The sequence below is a fragment of the Phormidium sp. FACHB-1136 genome, from assembly GCF_014697375.1.
GTDB lineage: Bacteria > Cyanobacteriota > Cyanobacteriia > Phormidesmidales > Phormidesmidaceae > Nodosilinea.
Genome location: NZ_JACJRS010000005.1, coordinates 1 through 20608, shown reverse-complemented (window position 1 = coordinate 20608; position 20608 = coordinate 1). Strand labels below are relative to the sequence as shown.

The window sequence follows — 20608 nt, the reverse complement described above, 5'->3', positions numbered from 1 at the left end:
GTTGCCGCAGGAGTTGTCGTTGTGGGCCTATTTGAAGACCTCAGCAAGTTTCTGGAAACCCGTCTGGATGAGTTCTTGCGGGCCAACCCCCACCTAGAACTGATGGGATTGGAAGACCAGCTTCGGGGCCAAGAGCAGGATGCCATTCGTCTTCTAGGCGATCTGAAACGGCGCGAACAACAGCTTAAGGATCACATTCTGGCAACGGCCCAAGAGATTCAAAAATGGCATGGGCGATTGACCAAAGCCAAGGCGGCTAACCGTCCTGACCTGGTGGCCATGGCGGAGGAACGGGAGGCCAATCTATTGCGGCAGGGCAACCAATACTGGGGCCAGATGCAGGGGGTGACCACCCAAATCGATCAGACCCGCATCCTTCAGCAGCAAATCCATGACCGCCGCCGAGAACTGAAGGCCAAAATGGCCCAGCTTGAGGCTGAACGTGCTGCCCAACGCGCCGCTGAACGATCCGCCCAAAACACGAGCCATTGGGAAACGGGCTGGTATCAACCGCCAATGCCGGGGACAGGCCGAGCCAGCGCGGATCCGGTGGAGGATCGCTTTCAGCGCTGGGAAGCGGAGCAGGAACTCGAAGACCTCAAGCGACAGATGGGGCGCTAGGGGAAGGATTTGGAGGCATCGGACACGCAGGTTAGGCGCGATCCCCTCGGAGATTTACCCTGGCTTGGGGGCGGAGGGACATAGATCCGCTAGGGAGCAGTCGGCACAGTTGGGGTTGCGGGCCATGCAAACGGCTCGTCCGTGGTAGACCAGGCGAATTGACCAGTTTTCCCAGTCGGGCTGGGGCAGCAGTTTCATCAAATCCTGCTCGATTTTGATCGGGTCGCTGTGTTTAGTGAGGCCGAGGCGGTTGGTAAGGCGCTTAACGTGGGTATCCACCGTCACCCCGGCATTGATGCCAAAGCCGTGGGCCAGCACCACGTTAGCGGTTTTGCGGGCCACCCCCGCCAGGGTGAGTAGGTCTTCCATGGTGGCAGGCACCTCACCGTTGTACTCGGTGACGATGCGTTGGCAAGCCGCTCGGATGTTTTTGGCCTTATTGCGATAGAACCCGGTGGATTTGATCAGGCTTTCCAGGTCGGCCAGATCCGCCTCGGCAAAGGCGTGGACATCGGGATAGGCGACAAACAGGGCCGGGGTCACCTTGTTCACCCGTTCATCGGTGCATTGGGCCGACAAAATGGTGGCCACCATCAGTTGCAGGGTGGTCTCAAAGTCGAGGGAGCAGGGCGCTTCGGGGTAAAGTTCCTTGAGGCGGCGCAGAATTTCTAGGGCGCGTTGCTTTTTTGGGGGGCGACGGGGGGCACTCACGGGTTACTGACGCAGATTTTGGAAAATCTCAAGCTGGGTGGTATCGCGCACAATCAAAAACACGCCTAAGCCTAGCAGCAACACGAGGCCCGTCTGCATGACATTTTCCTGGAGACGGTCGGGCAGGGGCTTACCGCGCAGGGCTTCTACCAGTAAAAAGGCCAGTTGGCCCCCGTCCAGGGCGGGCAGGGGCAGGATGTTGATAATCGCCAGGTTGATGCTGATGATGGCGGTGAAGGGGAATAGCATGGCCAAGCTGGATTCCGCCAATCCGGCTCCCTGCTCGACAATTTTGACCGGGCCAGCCACTTGGTTAGCCATTTCACCAAAGTTAGTCACCAGCATGACAAAGCCGTTCACCGTGCGCACCAGCATCTCTTGGAACTGCTTGGCGGCGAGGGTAAACACTTCAATCGGGCCAGTGGGGCGACGGTAGCCAAAGTCGCCATTGGGCTGAAGCTGTACCCCAATCACCGCATTCCCATCGGGGCCGGGGGTGGGGATGACGGTGACCTCCAGTTCTCGACTGCCTCGCTGCACCGTGAGATCCACGGGTAGGTTAGGGCTGTCTTTAATCAACTGGATAAAGGTGGGAATGGTGCTCTCGCTACCGTCGAGGGGTTCACCATTGGCGGCAATCACAATGTCTCCAGGGCGAATTCCAGCCTGGGCGGCGGGGGAACTGTCGGAGACCACCTGAGGGATGACAATGCCCGGTTGGGGGTCAAAGGTTTCGGGGATGCCCACGGTGGTGAACTGGGCCACAAACACCAGGTAGGCAAACACCAGGTTGGCAATCACCCCGGCACTGATCACAATGGCCCGGTCGAGGATGGGCCGATTGCGCAACAAATCAGGGTCGTTGGGGGGAATCTCGCTGTCGGGGTCGTCATCGGGGAAGCCCACAAAGCCCCCTAGGGGAATGGCCCGCAGGGAATATTCGGTTTGGGCACCCTGATACTTCCAGAGGATGGGGCCAAAGCCAATGGCAAAACGATTCACATGGATGCCCTGGAGCCGAGCCGCCAGGAAATGACCCGCTTCGTGAACGGCAACCAGGAGGGCAATGACGGCAATGGCAGCGAAAACGGACATAGGCGACCCGGTGCGTGACAACAAGACAACAGTTTTCCTATTCTAGCGCCCACCCAGCCGCTCCATAGGGCTGGAGCCATGGCCTAGGCACCCCTGAAGGAGGCCAAGCCTAGGGATGAGCCTTGAGTTTAGCGGCGGTACGCAGAATTTGTCCGGCCAACATCGCCGCCCCAAAGCCGTTATCGATGTTGACCACACCAATCCCCACGGCGCAGGAATTGAGCATGGTCAGCAGGGCAGATAGCCCCTGGAAGCTGGCCCCATAGCCAATGCTGGTGGGCACCGCCACAATGGGGCAATCGGCCAAACCCGCCACCACACTGGGCAAGGCACCCTCCATCCCGGCCACCACAATCAACACATCCATCTCCCGAATCAAGTGCTGGTGACGCAAAAGGCGATGCAGCCCTGCCACCCCCACATCCCACAGGCGCACCACCCGAAACCCCGACAACTCTGCCGTAATGGCCGCTTCTTCGGCCACGGGCAAATCAGCCGTACCAGCGGTGAGAATCCCTAGGGTGCCCGGTCGATGGGGAGCCAGGTTGAGGGGGACAAGGGCGCAGATGCGGGCCACCTCGTAGTACAGCGCTTCGGGCAATTGCTGCCGAATCTGGCCATAGACCTCGGAATCAATGCGAGTGGCCATCACGACGGGGTTACGGGCCTGCAAGCTTCGCATAATTTGCACGATTTGATCCACGGTTTTCCCTGGCCCCCAAATCACCTCCGGGAATCCCGTGCGCAGGGTACGGTGATGATCCACCTTGGCAAAGTCCTCAATGGGCTCAAACTCAAGGTATTTCAACTGGTCTAGGGCGGCATCGGGGCTGATCTGCCCCTGGGCAACGGCAGACAGCAGGGCACGTAGGGCTTCGGGCTGGGTCACGGCGGTGGAAGAAAAAACATCTTCTGGCTATTGTCCCAGATGGCGATTGTCACGGGGTTGACATAGAAAGAACACGCTGCCGTCACACCCGCCCCCTAAGGTAGAACTTAATCGTTCACTCCTCAACACCGAGCGTCAGAGCTATCTCTGGCGCTTTTTTATTGGACGAGTTGATTTACCATGGGCTAGAGATTGATGGGCGCAACCTGAGCGAGGACACCCCCCATGCTGACTTGGGCGCTGAAGGAATGGGATGCGGCAGTGACGGCCTTGCTCAAGGGCCAGACCATTCTGCTGCTGCGGAAGGGCGGTATTCGAGAACAACAGGGGCAATTTTCGGTGGTGACCCGCCAGGGCTTGCTGCTGCCCACCTTCGAGCATCAAAAACCAGAGCTGATTAAGCCAGAATTTCAAGCCTTGGTGCAGCCCGCCCCGATGGCAGAAAATTCCGAAGCCGTCCGTTTCTCCGGCTGGGCCGAAATCACCCACGGCTTCACCCTGCCCTCCACAGAAGCCGCCCTAGCTTTGGTGCCCGACCTGATTTGGACGAGCCAGTTTGTGCAGGAGCGCCTCCAGTGGCAGTCGGATCGCCCCCTCTATGGCCTGTTGCTGCGGGCCTATCGGTTTAACGTCCCCATTTCCCTCCCGTGGCACAGCGGCTATCGGGGCTGTCGATCCTGGGTGCAACTGGGGCAAAGCGTCGCCGTGGAGAACAGCGCCCCGGCCTTGGCGAAGGCAGACTATCAGCATCGGGTGACGCGGATTTTGGCAGATTTGCCGGAGGGTGCCGCGTTGCTGTAGCCGAAACGCCGGGTCGGTTCAGGCCAAGCGGGCGTTGGTGGTCGTGTTAGGGATTGAGCTTAGGAATCTAGCTGGAAATCACGACCTTTGCCCTGGCGCAGGGTTGGGTAGTAGCTGGCGACGAGGGCGATGGCCATCCACCAGAGGGTACTAATTTGGGGGCGATACATCACCGTATCGGCAATGCCCTGGCCCAAAATACCGACGATGGAAGCCATGGCCCCCATCAGCCAATAGCCCTGGATAGACTGGATTTCCCGTAGTTTTTGGAGCTGTACCCAGCCCTGCTGAAAGACCATCATCAGCATCCACAAAAAGGCGGCAAGACCGATAATGCCCCCCTCCACCAGCACCTCCAAAAAGACCGAATAGGCACTGAGGGCGGTGTAGCGGGGCCGCTGATAGATGGGATAGACGGCATTGAAGGCGTCGTTGCCGGGGCCAATGCCGAGGATGGGGCGGTCTCGAATCATCTCTAGCACAGCGGCCCAAACGTTGATGCGGAAGTTGTTGCTGCTGTCGGCCCGTCCCACAAACATACTCAACACCCGCACCCGCAGGGCATCCACGGAAATCACCGCGAGCACCACAAAGGCCGCTGATCCCCCTAGCAGCAGCGGCATGGCCCAGCGTCGCCAAAAGGGTGTAAACCAGAGGCTCCAGTACTGTACGGTGAGGGCCAACAGCACGAAGCCCCCCAGCAAGAAACCAATCCAGCCCCCTCGGCTGAGGGTGAGCACCAGGCAGAGGGTGTTAATCACCGCCGTGAGGGCGGCTAACCCCTTCGGCACCCAGCGCGGCCAAGCCAAGACCGCCATCACCGAAAACATGACGGCGGGAATCAGGTAGCCCGCCAGCAGGTTAGGGTTGCCCAAAAAGCTGTAGACCCTTGTGGTATTGGCCAGTTCGGAGGTGGCATCGACCCAGGTGGCTAGGGCGGTGGCCCCAAAAAAGTACTGCCGCAGGCCGTAGATCGCCACGGGCAGCGTTGTGAACAGATAGGCGGAGATCAGCAGCGTTCTGGCCCTGGGCTGGCGACTCACCCGCGCAATGAGCAGAAAGAGCAAAATATTCAAGGTGAGTTTGATCAGGCCACTGACCGCCGCCCCCCGCACCGGAGAGAGCGCCGTGGCCAGCGCCATCACCCCCCAAAACACCGCCACCGTAACATGGACGGGGGTCATCCCCACCCCGGCCTCATCGGTGAGGGTAAGCAAGACCCAGAAGGCTGCGATGGCCAACAACAACACCCCAATCAGGGTCGTCGAAACGTAGGGAGCCAAAATGTAGAGGGTTGCTACCAGGGCCAGCCCAATCCAGTCGCCCCAGGGCAGCAGCCAACTTCCCTGCCGCCACTGCCGCAGCGGGGCCAGGAGGCGATGGAGGAGGCTCACCTGTCGCCACTGGTCGAAGGCAAAGGTGGAAAGGGTTAACTGCTGCCAAAAGGACATCAACATAGATCAACCAGTAGGGTCGTAAATAAAATCCTCCCCATCATGCCAAGGTTTGGGCAGCACTGACTGGTGAAATCTGTTCTAGGGGGATGGGCTACCGGAAAATGCACACCGTTCCGGCCCAGAAATCAGTGATTTCGGCGGCGGGGGTGGGGTCAGACAGCAGCCCCGCCAGTTGGCCAGCGGTGAACTCGGTGCCGATGGTGCTCTCAACCACGGTGACGGTATAGGCCGCTTCCAAATCCTCCCGGCTGGATCCCACACCGATACCTGCCAGGGTGGTGAACTGATCGCTACCGACCTCAGGCCGCACCGACCAACCCACAAATTCTTCCCCGTCGGCATTCAGCACCAGGCCCTCGGCCCATAGGGCACTCACAAAGGGATCGCCGGGGCATTCGGCGTTAGTGCTGATTTCCAGGGGACGACCCAAATGGCGAATCACCGCCGCTTGCACGGTCTCCATCTCCATGCCAAAGGGCAGTAACGTCGTCGATCCGCTGTCTGGCTCCACCAAAAATAAACCTTCCCCGGTCAGCGCTAGGGCAGTATCGGTGGACGTGGAGGCGTCTGGCGGCGGGGTGGAGCTGGGCTGGGTGCAAGCGGCAAGGGAGAGGGCAAGGCTCGCCGCAAGGATGGGGCGCAGGGGCAAAGGGATAGAAGCCATGGTGAGATCCAAGATCCTAGGAAAATGAAGGGCCAACGTCGCTGAGATGACCCTAGCCGTTAGGCTCTTCAACACCGCGTTCTCGGTTCATTTCGGACAAAGGCCCTGGATCCCACCGCTAGGCTGGGCTGACCAACGGGCCAAAACCTAGATTTACCAGAGTGGGCGGGGTTCTGGGGTGGGGGTGGGGGTCAGGAGACCTGACCCCTACGTGGCCCCAATAGGCGGTGGGGGCGTGGCTATCGTGTCTTGGCTGAGGGGGGCTAGAGGATGCCGTCCTTTTGGGCCATGTAGGTCATCAGGTCGATGACCCGCATGGAGTAGCCCCACTCGTTGTCGTACCAGGCCACCACTTTGAAGAAGTTGCTGTTGAGGCCAATGCCTGCCCCGGCATCAAAGGTGCTGGAGTGGCCATCGGTGATGAAGTCCGAGGACACCACATCGTCTTCAGTGTAGCCCAGAATACCCTTCATCGGGCCTTCGGCGGCGGCCTTCATGGCAGCGCAGATGTCCTCGTAGGAGGTGGCTTTCTCGGTCTTAAAGGTGAGATCGACCACCGACACGTTGGGGGTGGGCACCCGGAAGGCCATCCCGGTCAGCTTGCCCTTCAGTTCCGGCAGCACCAGGGTGACGGCCTTGGCGGCTCCGGTGGAGGAGGGGATGATGTTTTGCCCTGCCCCCCGACCACCCCGGAAGTCCTTCTTGGAGGGGCCATCGACGGTGGGTTGGGTGGCGGTGACGGAGTGAACGGTGGTCATCAGCCCTTCGCTGAGGCCGAAGTTATCGTTAATCACCTTGGTAATCGGAGCCAGACAGTTGGTGGTGCAACTGGCGTTAGAGACAATGGTGTCCTTGGCGGGGTCGTAGGTTTCGTGGTTGACGCCGACGACCATGGTGTGAACCTTGTCGGGATCCTTGGTGGGAGCTGAGAGCACTACCCGCTTGGCCCCGGCCTGAACGTGCTGGGAAGCGGTGTCGAAGGTGGTGAACAGCCCCGTGGATTCCACCACATAGTCTGCGCCGAGGGTGCCCCAGGGCAGTTCCGTCGGGTTCCGCATCGCCATACAGGGGATTTTCTTGCCGTTGACGATGATGCCGTCTTCCACCGCCTCCACGGTGCCGTCAAAGCGGCCATGGGTGGAGTCGTACTTGAGTAGGTAGGCCAGATTTTCCGGCGGCACTAGGTCGTTAATACCGACAAATTCGATGTTGGGGTTGGCGATGCCACCCCGAAACACCAGACGGCCAATGCGGCCAAAACCGTTAATACCAACTTTTAAGGTTGCCATGCTGGATTTTTCCTCGCGTAGATGGGTCTCAACCGAGATAGAACACGGAGATGCCCAGGTGCTATTCACGGATAGCCCCTGCCAACAGTGCGCCTATCCTCCGACGCCCTAGCAAACCAGATCACGATAAACCTGGGGTTAAGGTCTGCCCCCAGGAGGATCGTCATCCCATCCCCTAGGCGTTTATCCGTAGATCCGGTTAGTGGTCGTCGGTGGGTTGAGTGACCCTGAATGCTGCCCTGTACCGCTGGCGTCAGGGGGAGGACATCATTCTGGTCTCTTACTATGTAAAGGGCAAATCGCCAAAGGGAGGCAGATCTACGCTTTTCTTTCAGACTTAGCACTCTGCCTGCAAGAATCGATCCCACACGTCGTCATCACGGGGCCAGAACACTGCGCTGACCCACGCAACAGGGTAAAATCTGACCTTGGTTGAGCAACTTGAGAGGATAGACCCCTGAAAACCCGCGTAATTATCGTCCGTCACGGGCAAAGCACCTATAACCAGCTCAAGCGCATCCAAGGTCACTGCGACGAATCGGCCCTGACACCCAAGGGAGAGGCCCAGGCGCTCCAGGTGGGCCAAGCCCTAGGGGAGATTCCCTTCGACGCGGTGTGGTCTAGCCCTCTCCAGCGGGCCAGAAAAACCGCTGAAATCATCACCGCCGAGTTGCAAAAGAGCTTGCCCAACCTGGCGGATCCTCAAACCACCGACGACCTGAAGGAAATTAGCCTGCCCCTGTGGGAGGGGATGCCCTTCACTGAAGCCGAGGCCCAGTTTCCGGAAACCTTTTCTCAGTGGCGCAATGATCCGGCTAATTTTGTCATGGCCATTCCCACGGCAGAGGGCGGCACCGAGGACTTCTATCCAGTACGCAGTCTCTACCAGCAGGCGGCTCGGTTTTGGCAAACCCTGCTGGCCCATCACGAAGGACAGACTATCCTGGTTGTCGCCCACAGCGCCATCAATCGCGCCTTGGTGAGCACCGCCATCGGCCTAGGGCCAGACCACTTCAACCAGCTCAGCCAAGCCAACTGCAACATCAGTGTGCTCAACTTTGAGGGCGGCTGGAACGGCCCGGTGCAGGTGGAGGCCATGAACCTGACCAGCCACATGGGCAGTCCTTTGCCGGAGATGCGCAAGGGCTACCGGGGGCCAAGGATGCTGCTGGTGCGCCACGGCGAAACCGAGTGGAATCGGCAGGGGCAGTTTCAGGGCCAAATTGATGTGCCCCTTAACGACAATGGCCGCGCCCAGGCCCAAAAGGCAGCGGAATTCCTCAAGTCTGTCCAAATCGACGCCGCCTACACCAGTTTCATGGCCCGCCCCAAGGAAACCGCCGAGATCATCCTGCAACATCACCCCGGCTTGGCACTGCACAGCGTCACCGACCTGCAAGAAATTAGCCACGGCGAATGGGAAGGGCTGTACGAAGCCGACATCGAGAAAAACTACCCCGGCATGTTGCACCAGTGGCAAACTGCCCCCGAAACCGTGCAAATGCCAGGGGGTGAAAACCTCCAGCAGGTGTGGCATCGGGCGATTTTGGCCTGGAAGCAAATTGTGGCGGCCCACAGCGGCGGCGACGAGGTGCAGACCGTCCTGGTGGTGGCCCACGATGCGGTTAACAAAGCCCTACTCTGTCACCTGGTCGGCCTTGGCCCAGAGTCTTTCTGGCGGTTTAAGCAGGGCAACGGTGCGGTGAGTGTGATCGACTACCCCAACGGCATCGACAGCCCCCCGGTGATCAACGCCGCCAACATCACCATTCACCTGTCGGGTAGCGTGCTAGATAAAACGGCAGCGGGGGCCTTGTAACCGTGACCACCGAGGCAGATCAGCAGCCGATGTCCGGGAGGCCAACTCCCCTAGACCAGCCACCCCCAGTCCCAATCCAGCTAATCCAACAGGTGCGGGTGTTGGATGCCGTCACCCCAATGGATCAAGTCAACGACGTGCTGGTGCAGGGGGGGCAGATCCAGGCCATCGCCAACCCCATCACCGACTGGCCCGCCGAGGCCGAGGTGATTTCGGGCCAGAGTAAGGTGCTGATTCCGGGCCTGGTGGATCTCTACAGCCACTCTGGAGAACCAGGCCACGAAGACCGCGAAACCCTGGCCTCTCTGCTGCGGGCCGGACGGGCAGGGGGCTTTACCCGTGTGGGCATTCTCCCCACCACGGAGCCCGCTGTGGACAATCCGGCCATGGTGGAGAAGTTGCTGAGCCAACGCCAAGCCCTCGCCGCCGCTGAGCCGAACCTGCCCCACCTGTATCCTTGGGGTGCCCTCACCCAAGCGGCCCAGGGCCAGCAAATGGCGGAACTAGCGGAACTGGCCCAATCCCCCATCGTGGGTTTTGCCGATGGCCGTCCCCTGCAAAATCCGCTTTTGACCCAGCGGTTGCTGGAATACCTCAAACCCCTCAACCATCCCGTGGCCCTGTGGCCCTGCGATACTACCCTGCGTGGCAACGGCGTGGCCCGATCCGGCCCCTCCGCGCTGATCTACGGCTTTGTGGACGACCCCGCTCTCTCGGAAACCGCTGCCCTCGCCGCCCTGCTGGAAATCGTTGCTGCCGTGGGCACCCCCGTCCATATCATGCGCCTGTCCACCGCACGGGGGGTCGAATTGGTGCGGCGGGCCAAGGCTGAAGGACTGCCCATCACCGCCAGCGTCTCTTGGATGCACCTCATCGTTAACAGCCGCAACCTGGATAGCTACGACCCCAACCTGCGCCTCGCGCCACCCCTGGGCAACCCGGAGGATCAGGTCGCCCTGATGACCGGGGTGAAAAACGGCACCATCGATGCCATTGCCATCGACCACCGACCCCACACCTACGAAGACAAAACCGTGGGCTTTCCGGCGGCACCACCGGGGGCCATCGGCCTAGACCTAGCCTGGAGCGTGTTGTGGGATGCCTTTGTTGCGACGGGACTGTGGGAACCCCTCACCCTGGTGCAAGCCCTCAGCACCAACCCCGCCCGTATTTGGGGCCAAACGCCCCCCACCCTGCACCCCCAGCAGCCCGCCGAAATGCTGCTGTTCGACCCTGCCCAATCCTGGACAGTGACGCCCCAAAGCCTAGAATCCCTTTCCCACAACACCCCCTGGCTGGGGCAAACCCTCAAAGGGCAGGTGCTGCGTACCTGGGTTTAGCCCCTAGGAGGATTTTCGGTGCAATTGTGCCACGACCAAACCAGAGATGCTAAGATAGTTCAGCCTAAGGGCATGTAGCTCAGTGGATAGAGCACTAGATTCCGGTTCTAGGTGTCGCAGGTTCGAATCCTGCCATGCTCGTTAATAATGCCGTTACAAGGGGCTAAATCTGCTTGTAGGTTTGGGGATATCTACCTAACGAGAAGGGGTTAGGGGAAAGCTAGTCTGTTGTGATAATGCCCTCTTCGGGGTTGACTAAGCGCCAGAGTTTTTGTTTGATTTGCATATCAAAGACCTCCCACTTGAGGCGGTTGTATTCGGAATTTTCGTAGAAGCCGGAGAGAAACCCGACGGGAATTTCAAAGCCACCCGCCCTGGATCGGCCCCCGCCAAAGAAGCGGCCTGCGCCGTCTTGGCCAAAGGCTTCTTTAATAAATTCATCGGGGTCTAGGGTAATTTTGCTGGTGCGGAGGGATCCGATCACGACCTCGCGTTCTTCGTCTTCGTCGTGGACGATGCCATAGACGACGGCGGTGTGGATGTTTTCTTCGGTGACGAGGAAGTCGGCGGCTTGGGGAATGGCATCGCGGTCTTCGTAGCGCAGGTAGCCTACCCCGGCAATGGAGACATTGTTTTGTACCTTACGGTTGCGCAGGGATCGCTCAATAACGTCCATCACCCGCTTGGAACGAGAGGCCTGTAGGATGGCATTGAGCAGTTGGCCATCGTAGAACTGGCTGAGGTAGGCGGCGGCCAAAAAATCATCGGCGGCGGCGTTCATCAGTTGGTTCGTGTCGGCCCGGAGGCCATGCATGAGGGCGGTGGCACATTTGGTGTGTTTGGTGTTGCTGCGATCTAGGCGCAGGAGCCCTTGCTGCAAGTATTGGGTGAGCATCGTGGCCGTAGCGCGAATGTGGGGCCGCAGGTCGATGCACTCGGCGTCTAGGTTATCTTGGGGGGCGTGGTGGTCAATCACCAGCACTAGGGGCACTCCGGCCTTGCGAACGGGGTGATAGAGCTGGCTGGTGGTGCCTTGGTTATCGACTAACACGACCCCTTGATAGTGATCGAGGTTGGGGCCATCGTTGTTGGCCAAAATCCAGCGACGGGCGGGCAACCCCGTGAGCTTGACGAGGGCAATATTTTCTTGATGGCTGAGGGTGCCGCCATAGAAAATATCGCACTCAATGGTGTAGGTAGCAGCAATTAGCTTGTAGGCCCAGGCCGAAGACAGGGCATCGGGGTCTGGGAAGTCTTGCAGGAGGATGATCTGCCGTTCGCCCCGGTGGGCTTCTAGTAAGGTGCGTACCGCCGACACCGGACAGTCCGACGACTCATCCACGCCCGCCCCCGTCGCCGCTTCCGAACCATTGGACAACTCCAGGGACGTTACTTGGTTGGGGCTGGAATCTAGGGTCATGGTTGCCATAGGACTTGCCGAAACAAGGGGGGAGGATAAGGGGAGAATTTGGGTATGGGCAGAACGCAGGCGGGGGCTATGGCATGGGGGTCTAGGGTTTCCATGGCATTGATGATCCTAGGATCATTATGACAACATTCTTAGGGCCAAGCCGGGGCGATGGCGGTATTTCTTTGCTTCCCGTCCCAAACCGCTCCAAACAAACTGGGGGAATCGGGAAACCACTCGCTACAATGGGCTCTGTCCTGCCATGATCACGCTGTCATGAAATCCTTACTTGTTGCCCTAGTAACCTGTTTGGCCTTGATAGGGTTGCCCGGTGCGGCCTGGGCGCACCAAGTCGAAACCTTCTATACCCTGGGGAGCCAGATCGAGTTTCAGTCGGTTTTGGGCGAGGGCGAACCCTTCGCTGGGGCCACGGTCACCATCTATGCCCCCAACCAGCCTGACCGCCCCTGGCGCACCCTCACCACGGACGCCAATGGCCGCTTTGCTTTCCTGCCCGATGAATCCATTCCTGGCGACTGGGAAATTGCCATTGAGTCTGAGGACGTGAGCCATGCCGACTACTGGACAGTGCCCGTGGGCGATACGGGCATCATCTACGACGGCATTAGCCTAGACGACAGCTTGGATCGTCACTACGTCACCGCTGCGGCCACCCTGGTGCCGTGGCTAATGGCCCTCGTCAGCGGCCTGGGCTGGGCCTGGTGGAAACAACGCCGTTAGCAGCCCAATCATCCCGAGCTCAGCAGATCGGCGGGGCAAACGCAATCGTGTGAAAAGCGATCCCTCGTCCCTGAACTCTAACAGCGGCGGGGTAATCCGCTGAAGCGCACCCATTAAACCTCCCCAATTGGCCAGTGAGTTTACCCGCTGAGAATTGGGGAGCAAGATCTGCATGGTCGATTCTGCATCGCCGTGGGGCATCCCCTGGGATTAGCGCAACACGCTAAGATAAAAAGCTGCATCCGATTGCGCTCCCAGCCTTTTATCCCGTTCCCCTACCCAGTGCCAAGACCCATGTCGAGTTCCACCCGTCAATACCACATCACCACCTTCGGCTGCCAGATGAACAAGGCCGACTCGGAGCGCATGGCGGGCATTCTGGATGACATGGGTATGGTGTGGACGGACGACCCCTACCAGGCGGATGTGGTGCTGTACAACACCTGCACCATCCGCGACAACGCCGAGCAAAAGGTCTATTCCTATCTGGGGCGGCAGGCCAAGCGCAAGCAGGAAAAACCCGATTTAACCCTAATTGTGGCGGGTTGTGTGGCTCAGCAGGAGGGGGAATCCCTTTTGCGGCGGGTGCCGGAACTGGATTTAATTATGGGGCCGCAGCACGCCAACCGTCTGCAAGATTTGCTGGAACAGGTGATGGACGGCAGTCAGGTGGTCGCCACCGAGGCCATCGACATTATGGAGGACATCACCAAACCCCGCCGCGACAGCGAAGTAACGGCCTGGGTGAACGTGATCTACGGCTGCAACGAGCGCTGTACCTACTGTGTGGTGCCGGGAGTGCGCGGCATCGAGCAATCCCGTACACCGGAAGCGATCCGGGCGGAGATGGAAGAACTGGGTCGCCAGGGCTTTAAGGAAGTGACGCTGCTGGGCCAAAACATCGACGCCTACGGACGGGATCTGCCCGGTTCCACCGCCGATGGTCGCCACCAGAACACCTTCACCGACCTACTGTACTTCGTCCACGATGTCCCCGGCATCGAGCGCATCCGCTTTGCCACCAGCCACCCCCGCTACTTCACCGAGCGGCTGATTCGCGCCTGTGCCGAACGGCCCAAGGTCTGTGAACATTTCCACATCCCCTTCCAGTCCGGCGACAACGATGTCCTCAAAGCCATGGCGCGGGGCTACACCCACGAAAAATATCGCCGCATCATCGACACCGTGCGCCGCTACATGCCCGATGCCGCCATCAGTGCCGATGCCATTGTGGGCTTTCCCGGCGAAACTGAGGAACAGTTTCAGCACACCCTGGATCTGGTCAACGACATCGCCTTCGACCAGTTGAACACCGCCGCCTATTCCCCCCGACCGGGCACCCCCGCCGCCCTGTGGGCCAACCAGTTGTCCGAAGACGTTAAGGCCGACCGTCTGCAACGGCTGAATCACCTGGTCGCCCAAAAAGCCGCCGAACGCTCCCTGCGCTACCAAGGCCGCATCGAAGAGGTGCTCGTGGAAGCCACCAACCCCAAAAATCCCGCCCAGGTGATGGGCCGCACCCGGGGCAACCGCCTCACCTTCTTCCCCGGCAATTTGCAAACGATGAAGGGCCAATTTGTGCAGGTTCGCATTACCGAAGCTCGCCCCTTTAGCCTGACAGGGGAAGTGCTGAAGGTATCGCCTACCTCGGAGCTTAGCCGATCCGTTGTTACGGCCTAAGAACTAAAGGTTAGCGGGTGAAAAGGCGCAATTTTCTAAACCGAGTCGGAGCCTTTGGCTTGGGGTATTGGGCGAGTGCCTGTGGGTCTTCCGGGCTCAGGACTGGGACTGTCTCCAACCCGAAGCGTGTGATCGTGGTTGGGGCGGGTCTGGCGGGTCTGGCAGCGGCTCAGGAGTTACAACGGCTAGGGCATGAGGTCGTTGTCGTTGAAGCACGGGATCGCATCGGTGGGCGGGTTTGGACGAGCCACCAATGGCCCGATGCTCCCCTAGATTTGGGGGCCACCTGGATCCACGGCACCGAGGGCAACCCGATCACCGAGTTGGCGGATGCTATTCAGGCTCGGCGGTGGGTGACGGACTATGACCAGGCCATCACCTACAACACCGATGGTTCCCCCTTCTCTGGGGAGGATGAGGAAGACCTAGATCAGCTTCGGGAAGCCCTGTTTGAGGCCATCGCCATCGCCCAGGATGGGGAAGTAGACACCTCGATTTTCCAGGCCACGGAGTCAGTACGGCAGACATTGGATCCGTCCTCCCAGGCCCGTCAGTGGATCAACTTTGTTTTGAATAGCGAACTGGAGCAGGAGTATGCGGGCAGTGTGGCTCAGCTTTCGGCCCACTGGTATGACAGCGACGAGGGCTTTGATGGCGATGACGCCCTGTTTGAGCAAGGCTTTGGCGTCATTACCGAGTCCTTGGCGGAGGGGCTGTCCATCGAACTAGGCCAGGTGGTGAGGGAGATTCGCTGGAATCAGTCGCCCCTGCGGGTGATCACCCAGCAAACCGAATTTTTGGCAGATCATGTGGTGGTGACACTGCCCTTGGGGGTTTTGCAGTCGCAACGGGTGCGGTTTACCCCGGCTTTGCCCAGCGACAAACAACAGGCGATTGCGCGATTGGGCATGGGCGTATTGAACAAGTGCTATCTGCGCTTTGAAGCGGCGTTTTGGCCTACGGACGTAGACTGGCTGGAGTACATCTCGGCCAACCATGGCGAATGGGCGGAGTGGGTAAGTTTTCAGCGCGTGGCCAACCAACCGATTCTGCTGGGGTTCAATGCCGCTGACCAGGGCCGACAGATTGAAGCCTGGTCAGATCAAGCGATTGTAGCCAGCGCCATGGAGACGCTGAAGACCATCTTTGGGGTGGACATCCCGGATCCCATGGATGCTCAGATGACCCGCTGGGCCTCGGATCCCTTTGCCCTCGGTTCGTATTCCTATAATGCTCTGGGTTCGACTCCCCAGGATCGCGAAATTCTGGCGGCTCCCTTGGGCAATCAGCTCTTTTTTGCCGGAGAAGCAACCGAACCCGACTATTTCGGCACCACCCACGGAGCCTATCTCTCGGGCCTCCGCGCCGCCGAGGAGATTCTATCGGCATAACCCTACCCCAAAACCATGATGAGAGTTGATGAAAATGCCTTCTCGCCCCCAGTCCAGTCGGTGAGCCCGTCTTCGCCTTGCCCAGACTGCCCCATGGGAAGCGACCCCTAGGAAATGGCGAGGCTATCCCCCAGGTTCAGGGAGAACTTACCGTATGATTCGGAATAGATACGGTTAGAGTAGTAGGTACTCAAGGTCTGAGTCGGTTCTAGTCGGGTCAGTTTGAAATCACGCTAAATCGGGTGTTCTATGGTCACTCAGTCTAATCGCGGTATGCTGGCCACGCTCTCGATGGTCAACCAAAACAGTTCTCTCACCCATCGGGTGCGTGATCTGCCCACGCCCCAGTTTATTGACCTGCTCGACCGAATTACCGACGAATTCGAGCATTTTCTCCGCGCCATCGACATGATCAACAACGAATCGTTGGAGATCATGTTGGAGCAAATTCTTGAAGCATTTACCCTCAAAATTGGCCAAATCTTGCAGGCCGAACGCACCACCATTTTTATGGTGGATCAGGAGAAACAGGAACTCTGGTCAAAAATTGCCCAGGGCGATGGGGAGCGATCCCTGGAAATTCGGGTGCCCATGAGCAAGGGTATTTCCGGCTATGTGGCCACCCATGTCACGCCCCTAAATATTCCAGACGCCTACGACGACGACCGCTTTGATCGTTCCTACGATAAAAAAACGGGCTACCGCACCCGCAGCATCCTGTGTATGCCCGTTTTAAGCAAGAAGTCTAACAACATTGTGGCGGTGGTTCAACTGCTGAATAAGCTGAATGAAACCCCCTTTAATGAAGAGGACGAACGCCACTTTAAGGAGTTCGCCGAATCCCTGGGGGTAATTCTAGAAAGCTGTAATTCCTTCTACGTTGCCGCCCGTAACCAAAAGGGAGTCGCAGCTCTATTGAAGGCAATTTCCTCCCTAGAACAAAGCTTAGATTTAGAAAAAACCCTGCAATCGGTGATGGAGGAAGCCCGTCAATTGATGCAGGCCGACCGCAGTACCCTATGGATTATGGACGAGGAAAAGGGAGAACTGTGGTCGCGGGTGAAGATGGGGGACAGCGAGAAAATGTTGGATCTACACAACCCTATCGGTAGCGGCATTGTGGGCTATGTAGCCAGCACGGGCGAGACGCTAAACATTCCCGATGCCTACCAAGATCCCCGCTTTAACCCTGAGCCGGATAAGCGCACGGGCTACGTCACCCGCAACATTCTTTGTATGCCCGTGTTCAACTCGGAGGGCAAACTGATTGCCGTCACCCAGTTGATCAACAAAGTACAGGGTACCTTTAATAGCTCCGACGAAGCCTTTATGCGGGCCTTCAACATTCAGGCGGGGATTGCCCTAGAAAATGCCAAGTTGTTTGAAAGCGTCTTGGTGGAAAAACAGTATCAAAAGGACATCCTCCAAAGCTTGTCCGATGCGGTCATTTCCACGGATTTGGAGGGTCGTATTGTCACCATCAATGACGCGGCTGTGGCGTTACTCGGCTGCCCCAACGAGGGCGACCACCTGCGGGAACGGCGAGACCAGTGGCAGGCAAGGCTGCTTAACCGTCCGGTGTGGGAGGTGATGCCCATCGAAAGTATGCGCTTTCGGGTGGAAGATAGCCTAGGCCATGGGGCCAGACATTACGTGCCAGAACAAACCCTGCGAGTGACTCTGCAAGTCGGGGATGACCAGGTCGGAGAAGGCCCGCTTCATCTGGCCCTGCCCGATCCCGCCCAGGCCGACCACTACCGCACTTGGGGCGATCCCAATGCACCGCTCCTCACCGCCGACCAGGTGAAGTCCCTAGAGCGCAGCGTCAACCTGACCGTGAACCCCCTGACCAATCCCGAAGGGAAGGTGCTGGGCGGGCTGCTGGTGCTGGAGGACATCAGCCAAGAAAAGCGGATGAAGAGCACCCTCTACCGCTACATGACCCCCGGTGTGGCAGAACGAGTCATGGCCCTAGGGGACGATGTGCTGATGAAGGGCGAACGCAAGGACGTAACGGTCTTGTTCTCCGACATTCGCGGCTACACCACCCTGACCGAGAACCTGGAAGCCGACAAAGTGGTGGAAATGCTCAACGCCTACTTTGAAACCATGGTGGAGGCTGTGTTTAACTTTGAGGGCACCCTCGATAAATTCATTGGCGATGCCCTCATGGCTGTCTTTGGTGCGCCCCTGCCCCTCAGCAACCACGCCTGGTCGGCGGTGCAAAGCGCCCTGGATATGCGCCGTCGCCTCGCCGCCTTCAACTACGCGCGGCGACATCTAAAACAGCCCGAAATCCGCATCGGTATTGGCATTAGCTCCGGTGAGGTGGTCTCCGGCAACATTGGCTCCCAGCGCAAAATGGAATACACCGTCATCGGCGATGGGGTCAACCTCAGCTCCCGCCTGGAGGGCGTCACCAAGGAATACGGCTGCGATATCGTCATCAGCGAATATACCCACTCCCTCTGCCACGACAAAATTTGGGTGCGCGAACTAGACCGCATCCGCGTGAAAGGCAAACTTCAGCCTGTCAAACTCTATGAATTGATTGGAGATCGCCAGCAATCCCTCGAATCGGTTGCTGAAGATTTCCTATCCCTTTACGCCCAGGCCCGCGACGCCTATATCACCATGGACTTTCCAGCCGCCCTGGCGCTGTTTGAAAGGGCTAAGGCGATGCGCCCCAACGATAAGGCCGTTGCCGTCCACATCAACCGTGCCCAGCATTATCTGGCCGACCCCCCACCCCAAGACTGGGACGGTGTCCACATCATGACCACCAAGTAGGGGCGAGGTTTCCTCGCCCTTCTGCCTGGGCCAAGTCCTTTTCCCGGCCTTCTCAACCGAGGGAACCCCTGGGGGTGACTGGGTTAACCCTGGGCCTCGGCCAACGCCTTAAGTCGCTGCAACTGAGCCTGCATATCGCGCCGCGTCCAGGGGGCGGCAACGCGATGGAACCCCCAGGCCACAACGGGGTTGGGAATCTCAAATTCAAAGCGGTTCAGCAGAACGGTGCCCTGGGGGGTGCGGTCGTATTGCCAGCGATCTTGGCCTTGGAAAAAGCCCTCGAAGGCCCACACAATTAGCCCTGGCTCACGGGTTGCCACGGTGCAGTGCAGCCTGGGCTGCCAGAGGGGAATTTGCAGGATAAACCGACAGCGGCTTCCCGGTTGGGTGTCCCAGGGATCAATCGGTTCGCAGCGCAGGGCGGGATTGAGCCAGCGATGCATCCAGTCTAGATCGGTAAAACAGCGATCTACCTTGGTCGGGTCGGCTTGGATGGTAATCGATTGCTGGAAAACGGTGGGGCTGGCCATGGGTAAGAAAAAAGCGACAGAAAGTTTAACAAACTTGTCAGACCTTCGGGATGAAATCTACGGCTTCGGGACTGCGTTGAGGCAGGTTAAGTCATATTTCAAATCCTGTTCTAGACAACACTCCGGACAGTTTTTGGGGGAGGGGTTGGAGAAAAGCTATCCACCGCATAAAGTGCGAGTGTACGTAAAACACGGTGCACCGATGGATAGCCTCAAGACGATTCTAGCGGGTCTGCTGACGACAGCAGGCCATTTAGCAAACCGCAGCAGCAGTTTTTGATGACGCTGATGACCACGATTTTCGTGGTCTGTGGGAAGGTCAACTACACGAACCTGAGTCGATACAGCGACCGCAGTGAGCGAACGTACCGTCGACATTTTGAGTCTGGCCTGGGCCTAGAAGGCTTGAACCAAGCCTTGATTGAGCAGGTTACTGCGGACGACAGCACCCAGATTGCGGTGGTGGATTTCACGTTCACTGAGAAAAGTGGTCGCCACACCTACGGCCTGGACGGGTTCTACAACGGCAAAACTCAGTGGGCAGAACGGGGTTTGGAATGGTCGGTCGTCGCGGTGGTCGATCTGGCCCAGAAGACCGGTTATGCCCTATCGGCGCAACAAACCGAAGCGGGCCTAGGAGCACAGGAACCCGCCACGGCTGACGAGACAACGACGTCCAAGAGCCAGGGCGACTTTTATCTGGGGCATTTGGCCTATTGCACCGCCTTCTTCCTAGCGGTGATTCGCTATGGGGTGGCGGATGGCTTCTACCGCAAGTACAAGTGGGTGACGGGAGTAGTGCAGTTGGGATTCCACTCCATTGGGCGGTTGCGCCGTGATGCCAACCTCAAGTTTCTCTACGATGGCCCCCAGAAGCGGCGGGGCAACCGTCGTCGCTATGACGGCAAGGTGAATCTGGCTGTTCCCAGTCGTTTTACGTTGGTTGAGACCCTAGAGGAGGGGGTGTCTCTCTACACGGCGGTCGTCTGGTCGGTCAGTCTCAAACGCCGCATCCGACTCGCCTATCTGTTAAAAGAGCAGGAGGCACTGGTCATTTAAAGGATGACAGCTAGAATGTAGGAGTAGAGCGTCATTGGCCTATGCGTTGCCCTCACTGCCAGAGCGAAACCGTCGTCAAGAATGGAACCCGTCGTCTGCACGATAACCAGATCGTGCAGTACTACCGCTGCCGCCGTTGCGCTCACACCTTTAACGAACGCACCGGAACCCCGATGGCTCGCCTGAGGACGCCGTCTACAGTGGTTGAATACGCCCTCAATAGCCGTAGCGAAGGGATGGGGGTTCGGGCGACGGGGCGAGTGTAGCACAAGTCCCATGCCACGATTCTGCGTTGGGAAGCGCGGTTAGCGCGTCAGGGTGAG

At 58.7% G+C, this 20608-nt stretch carries 18 protein-coding genes, 1 tRNA gene and 1 pseudogene; 12 read left to right on the top strand and 8 right to left on the bottom strand.

The features are described 5' to 3' along the window. Positions 1-21: 21 nt before the first annotated feature. Entirely contained in the window at positions 22-621 is a 600-nt protein-coding gene (locus tag H6G62_RS02730) for a TIGR04376 family protein (protein WP_190492582.1), read from the top strand. A 54-nt stretch (positions 622-675) separates the two neighbouring features. Here the strand turns inward: H6G62_RS02730 and nth are convergent, their stop codons facing one another. The 3 genes from nth to larB form a co-directional block, all read right to left on the bottom strand. Next, positions 676-1332: an endonuclease III gene (gene nth, locus H6G62_RS02725; RefSeq protein WP_190492581.1), complete on the bottom strand. Its 657-nt coding sequence runs from the start codon at positions 1330-1332 to the stop codon at positions 676-678. A gap of 3 nt (positions 1333-1335) precedes the next feature. Continuing rightward, positions 1336-2427 carry an RIP metalloprotease RseP gene (gene rseP / locus H6G62_RS02720; RefSeq protein ID WP_190492580.1) on the bottom strand — a complete coding sequence of 364 codons (1092 nt, stop codon included), beginning with the start codon at positions 2425-2427 and terminating at the stop codon, positions 1336-1338. A gap of 109 nt (positions 2428-2536) precedes the next feature. Further along, entirely contained in the window at positions 2537-3316 is a 780-nt protein-coding gene (larB, locus tag H6G62_RS02715; RefSeq protein ID WP_190492579.1) for a nickel pincer cofactor biosynthesis protein LarB, read from the bottom strand. Between the two features lie 225 nt (positions 3317-3541). On the opposite strand from larB, the gene H6G62_RS02710 reads away from it, so the two are divergent. Then, positions 3542-4117 carry a DUF1802 family protein gene (locus tag H6G62_RS02710; protein WP_190492578.1) on the top strand — a complete coding sequence of 192 codons (576 nt, stop codon included), beginning with the start codon at positions 3542-3544 and terminating at the stop codon, positions 4115-4117. Positions 4118-4176: 59 nt separating this feature from the next. Here the strand turns inward: H6G62_RS02710 and H6G62_RS02705 are convergent, their stop codons facing one another. The 3 genes from H6G62_RS02705 to gap form a co-directional block, all read right to left on the bottom strand. Beyond that, on the bottom strand, positions 4177-5574 hold the full coding sequence (locus H6G62_RS02705) for an IctB family putative bicarbonate transporter (protein WP_190492577.1): 1398 nt from the start codon (positions 5572-5574) through the stop codon (positions 4177-4179). Positions 5575-5665: 91 nt separating this feature from the next. After that, positions 5666-6238: a hypothetical protein gene (locus H6G62_RS02700; RefSeq protein ID WP_190492576.1), complete on the bottom strand. Its 573-nt coding sequence runs from the start codon at positions 6236-6238 to the stop codon at positions 5666-5668. 263 nt (positions 6239-6501) lie between these two features. Further along, complete coding sequence (gene gap, locus H6G62_RS02695; protein WP_190492575.1) at positions 6502-7527, bottom strand: type I glyceraldehyde-3-phosphate dehydrogenase; 1026 nt, start codon at positions 7525-7527, stop codon at positions 6502-6504. A 457-nt stretch (positions 7528-7984) separates the two neighbouring features. On the opposite strand from gap, the gene H6G62_RS02690 reads away from it, so the two are divergent. The 3 genes from H6G62_RS02690 (at position 7985) to H6G62_RS02680 (ending at position 10827) form a co-directional block, all read left to right on the top strand. Next, complete coding sequence (locus tag H6G62_RS02690; protein ID WP_190492641.1) at positions 7985-9346, top strand: histidine phosphatase family protein; 1362 nt, start codon at positions 7985-7987, stop codon at positions 9344-9346. A 2-nt stretch (positions 9347-9348) separates the two neighbouring features. After that, on the top strand, positions 9349-10686 hold the full coding sequence (locus tag H6G62_RS02685) for a dihydroorotase (protein ID WP_347239273.1): 1338 nt from the start codon (positions 9349-9351) through the stop codon (positions 10684-10686). A 68-nt stretch (positions 10687-10754) separates the two neighbouring features. Next, positions 10755-10827, top strand: a tRNA-Arg gene (locus H6G62_RS02680). Positions 10828-10906: 79 nt separating this feature from the next. Here H6G62_RS02680 and H6G62_RS02675 read toward each other — a convergent pair. Continuing rightward, on the bottom strand, positions 10907-12115 hold the full coding sequence (locus H6G62_RS02675; RefSeq protein ID WP_190492574.1) for a bifunctional oligoribonuclease/PAP phosphatase NrnA: 1209 nt from the start codon (positions 12113-12115) through the stop codon (positions 10907-10909). A 255-nt stretch (positions 12116-12370) separates the two neighbouring features. Between H6G62_RS02675 and H6G62_RS02670 the strand changes: the two genes are divergently transcribed. The 4 genes from H6G62_RS02670 to H6G62_RS02655 all read left to right on the top strand — a co-directional run bounded on the left by H6G62_RS02670 (position 12371) and on the right by H6G62_RS02655 (position 18696). Beyond that, positions 12371-12835 (top strand): carboxypeptidase regulatory-like domain-containing protein, encoded by a 465-nt coding sequence (locus tag H6G62_RS02670; protein WP_190492573.1) that lies wholly within the window; start codon positions 12371-12373, stop codon positions 12833-12835. 294 nt (positions 12836-13129) lie between these two features. Continuing rightward, positions 13130-14515 (top strand): tRNA (N6-isopentenyl adenosine(37)-C2)-methylthiotransferase MiaB, encoded by a 1386-nt coding sequence (gene miaB / locus H6G62_RS02665; protein WP_190492572.1) that lies wholly within the window; start codon positions 13130-13132, stop codon positions 14513-14515. A gap of 17 nt (positions 14516-14532) precedes the next feature. After that, positions 14533-15906 carry an FAD-dependent oxidoreductase gene (locus tag H6G62_RS02660; protein WP_190492571.1) on the top strand — a complete coding sequence of 458 codons (1374 nt, stop codon included), beginning with the start codon at positions 14533-14535 and terminating at the stop codon, positions 15904-15906. Between the two features lie 249 nt (positions 15907-16155). Next, positions 16156-18696, top strand: a complete 2541-nt coding sequence (locus tag H6G62_RS02655) for an adenylate/guanylate cyclase domain-containing protein (RefSeq protein ID WP_190492570.1) — start codon at positions 16156-16158, stop codon at positions 18694-18696. Between the two features lie 83 nt (positions 18697-18779). Here H6G62_RS02655 and H6G62_RS02650 read toward each other — a convergent pair whose 3' ends face one another. After that, a complete protein-coding gene (locus H6G62_RS02650) occupies positions 18780-19226 on the bottom strand; it encodes an SRPBCC family protein (protein ID WP_190492569.1) in 447 nt (148 codons plus the stop codon). Between H6G62_RS02650 and H6G62_RS02645 the strand changes: the two genes are divergently transcribed. From H6G62_RS02645 to H6G62_RS02635, 3 genes and pseudogenes are all read left to right on the top strand, one after another. After that, positions 19225-19506, top strand: coding sequence for a hypothetical protein (locus H6G62_RS02645; protein WP_190492568.1), 282 nt, complete (start codon positions 19225-19227; stop codon positions 19504-19506). The two genes, H6G62_RS02650 and H6G62_RS02645, sit on opposite strands and share 2 nt — an antisense overlap. Next, positions 19506-20255, top strand: a pseudogene (locus H6G62_RS02640) (transposase); the annotation flags it as partial. The gene H6G62_RS02645 and the pseudogene H6G62_RS02640, both read left to right, overlap by 1 nt. 71 nt (positions 20256-20326) lie before the next feature. After that, positions 20327-20551, top strand: a complete 225-nt coding sequence (locus tag H6G62_RS02635; protein ID WP_190492567.1) for an IS1 family transposase — start codon at positions 20327-20329, stop codon at positions 20549-20551. The last annotated feature ends 57 nt before the right edge of the window (positions 20552-20608 follow it).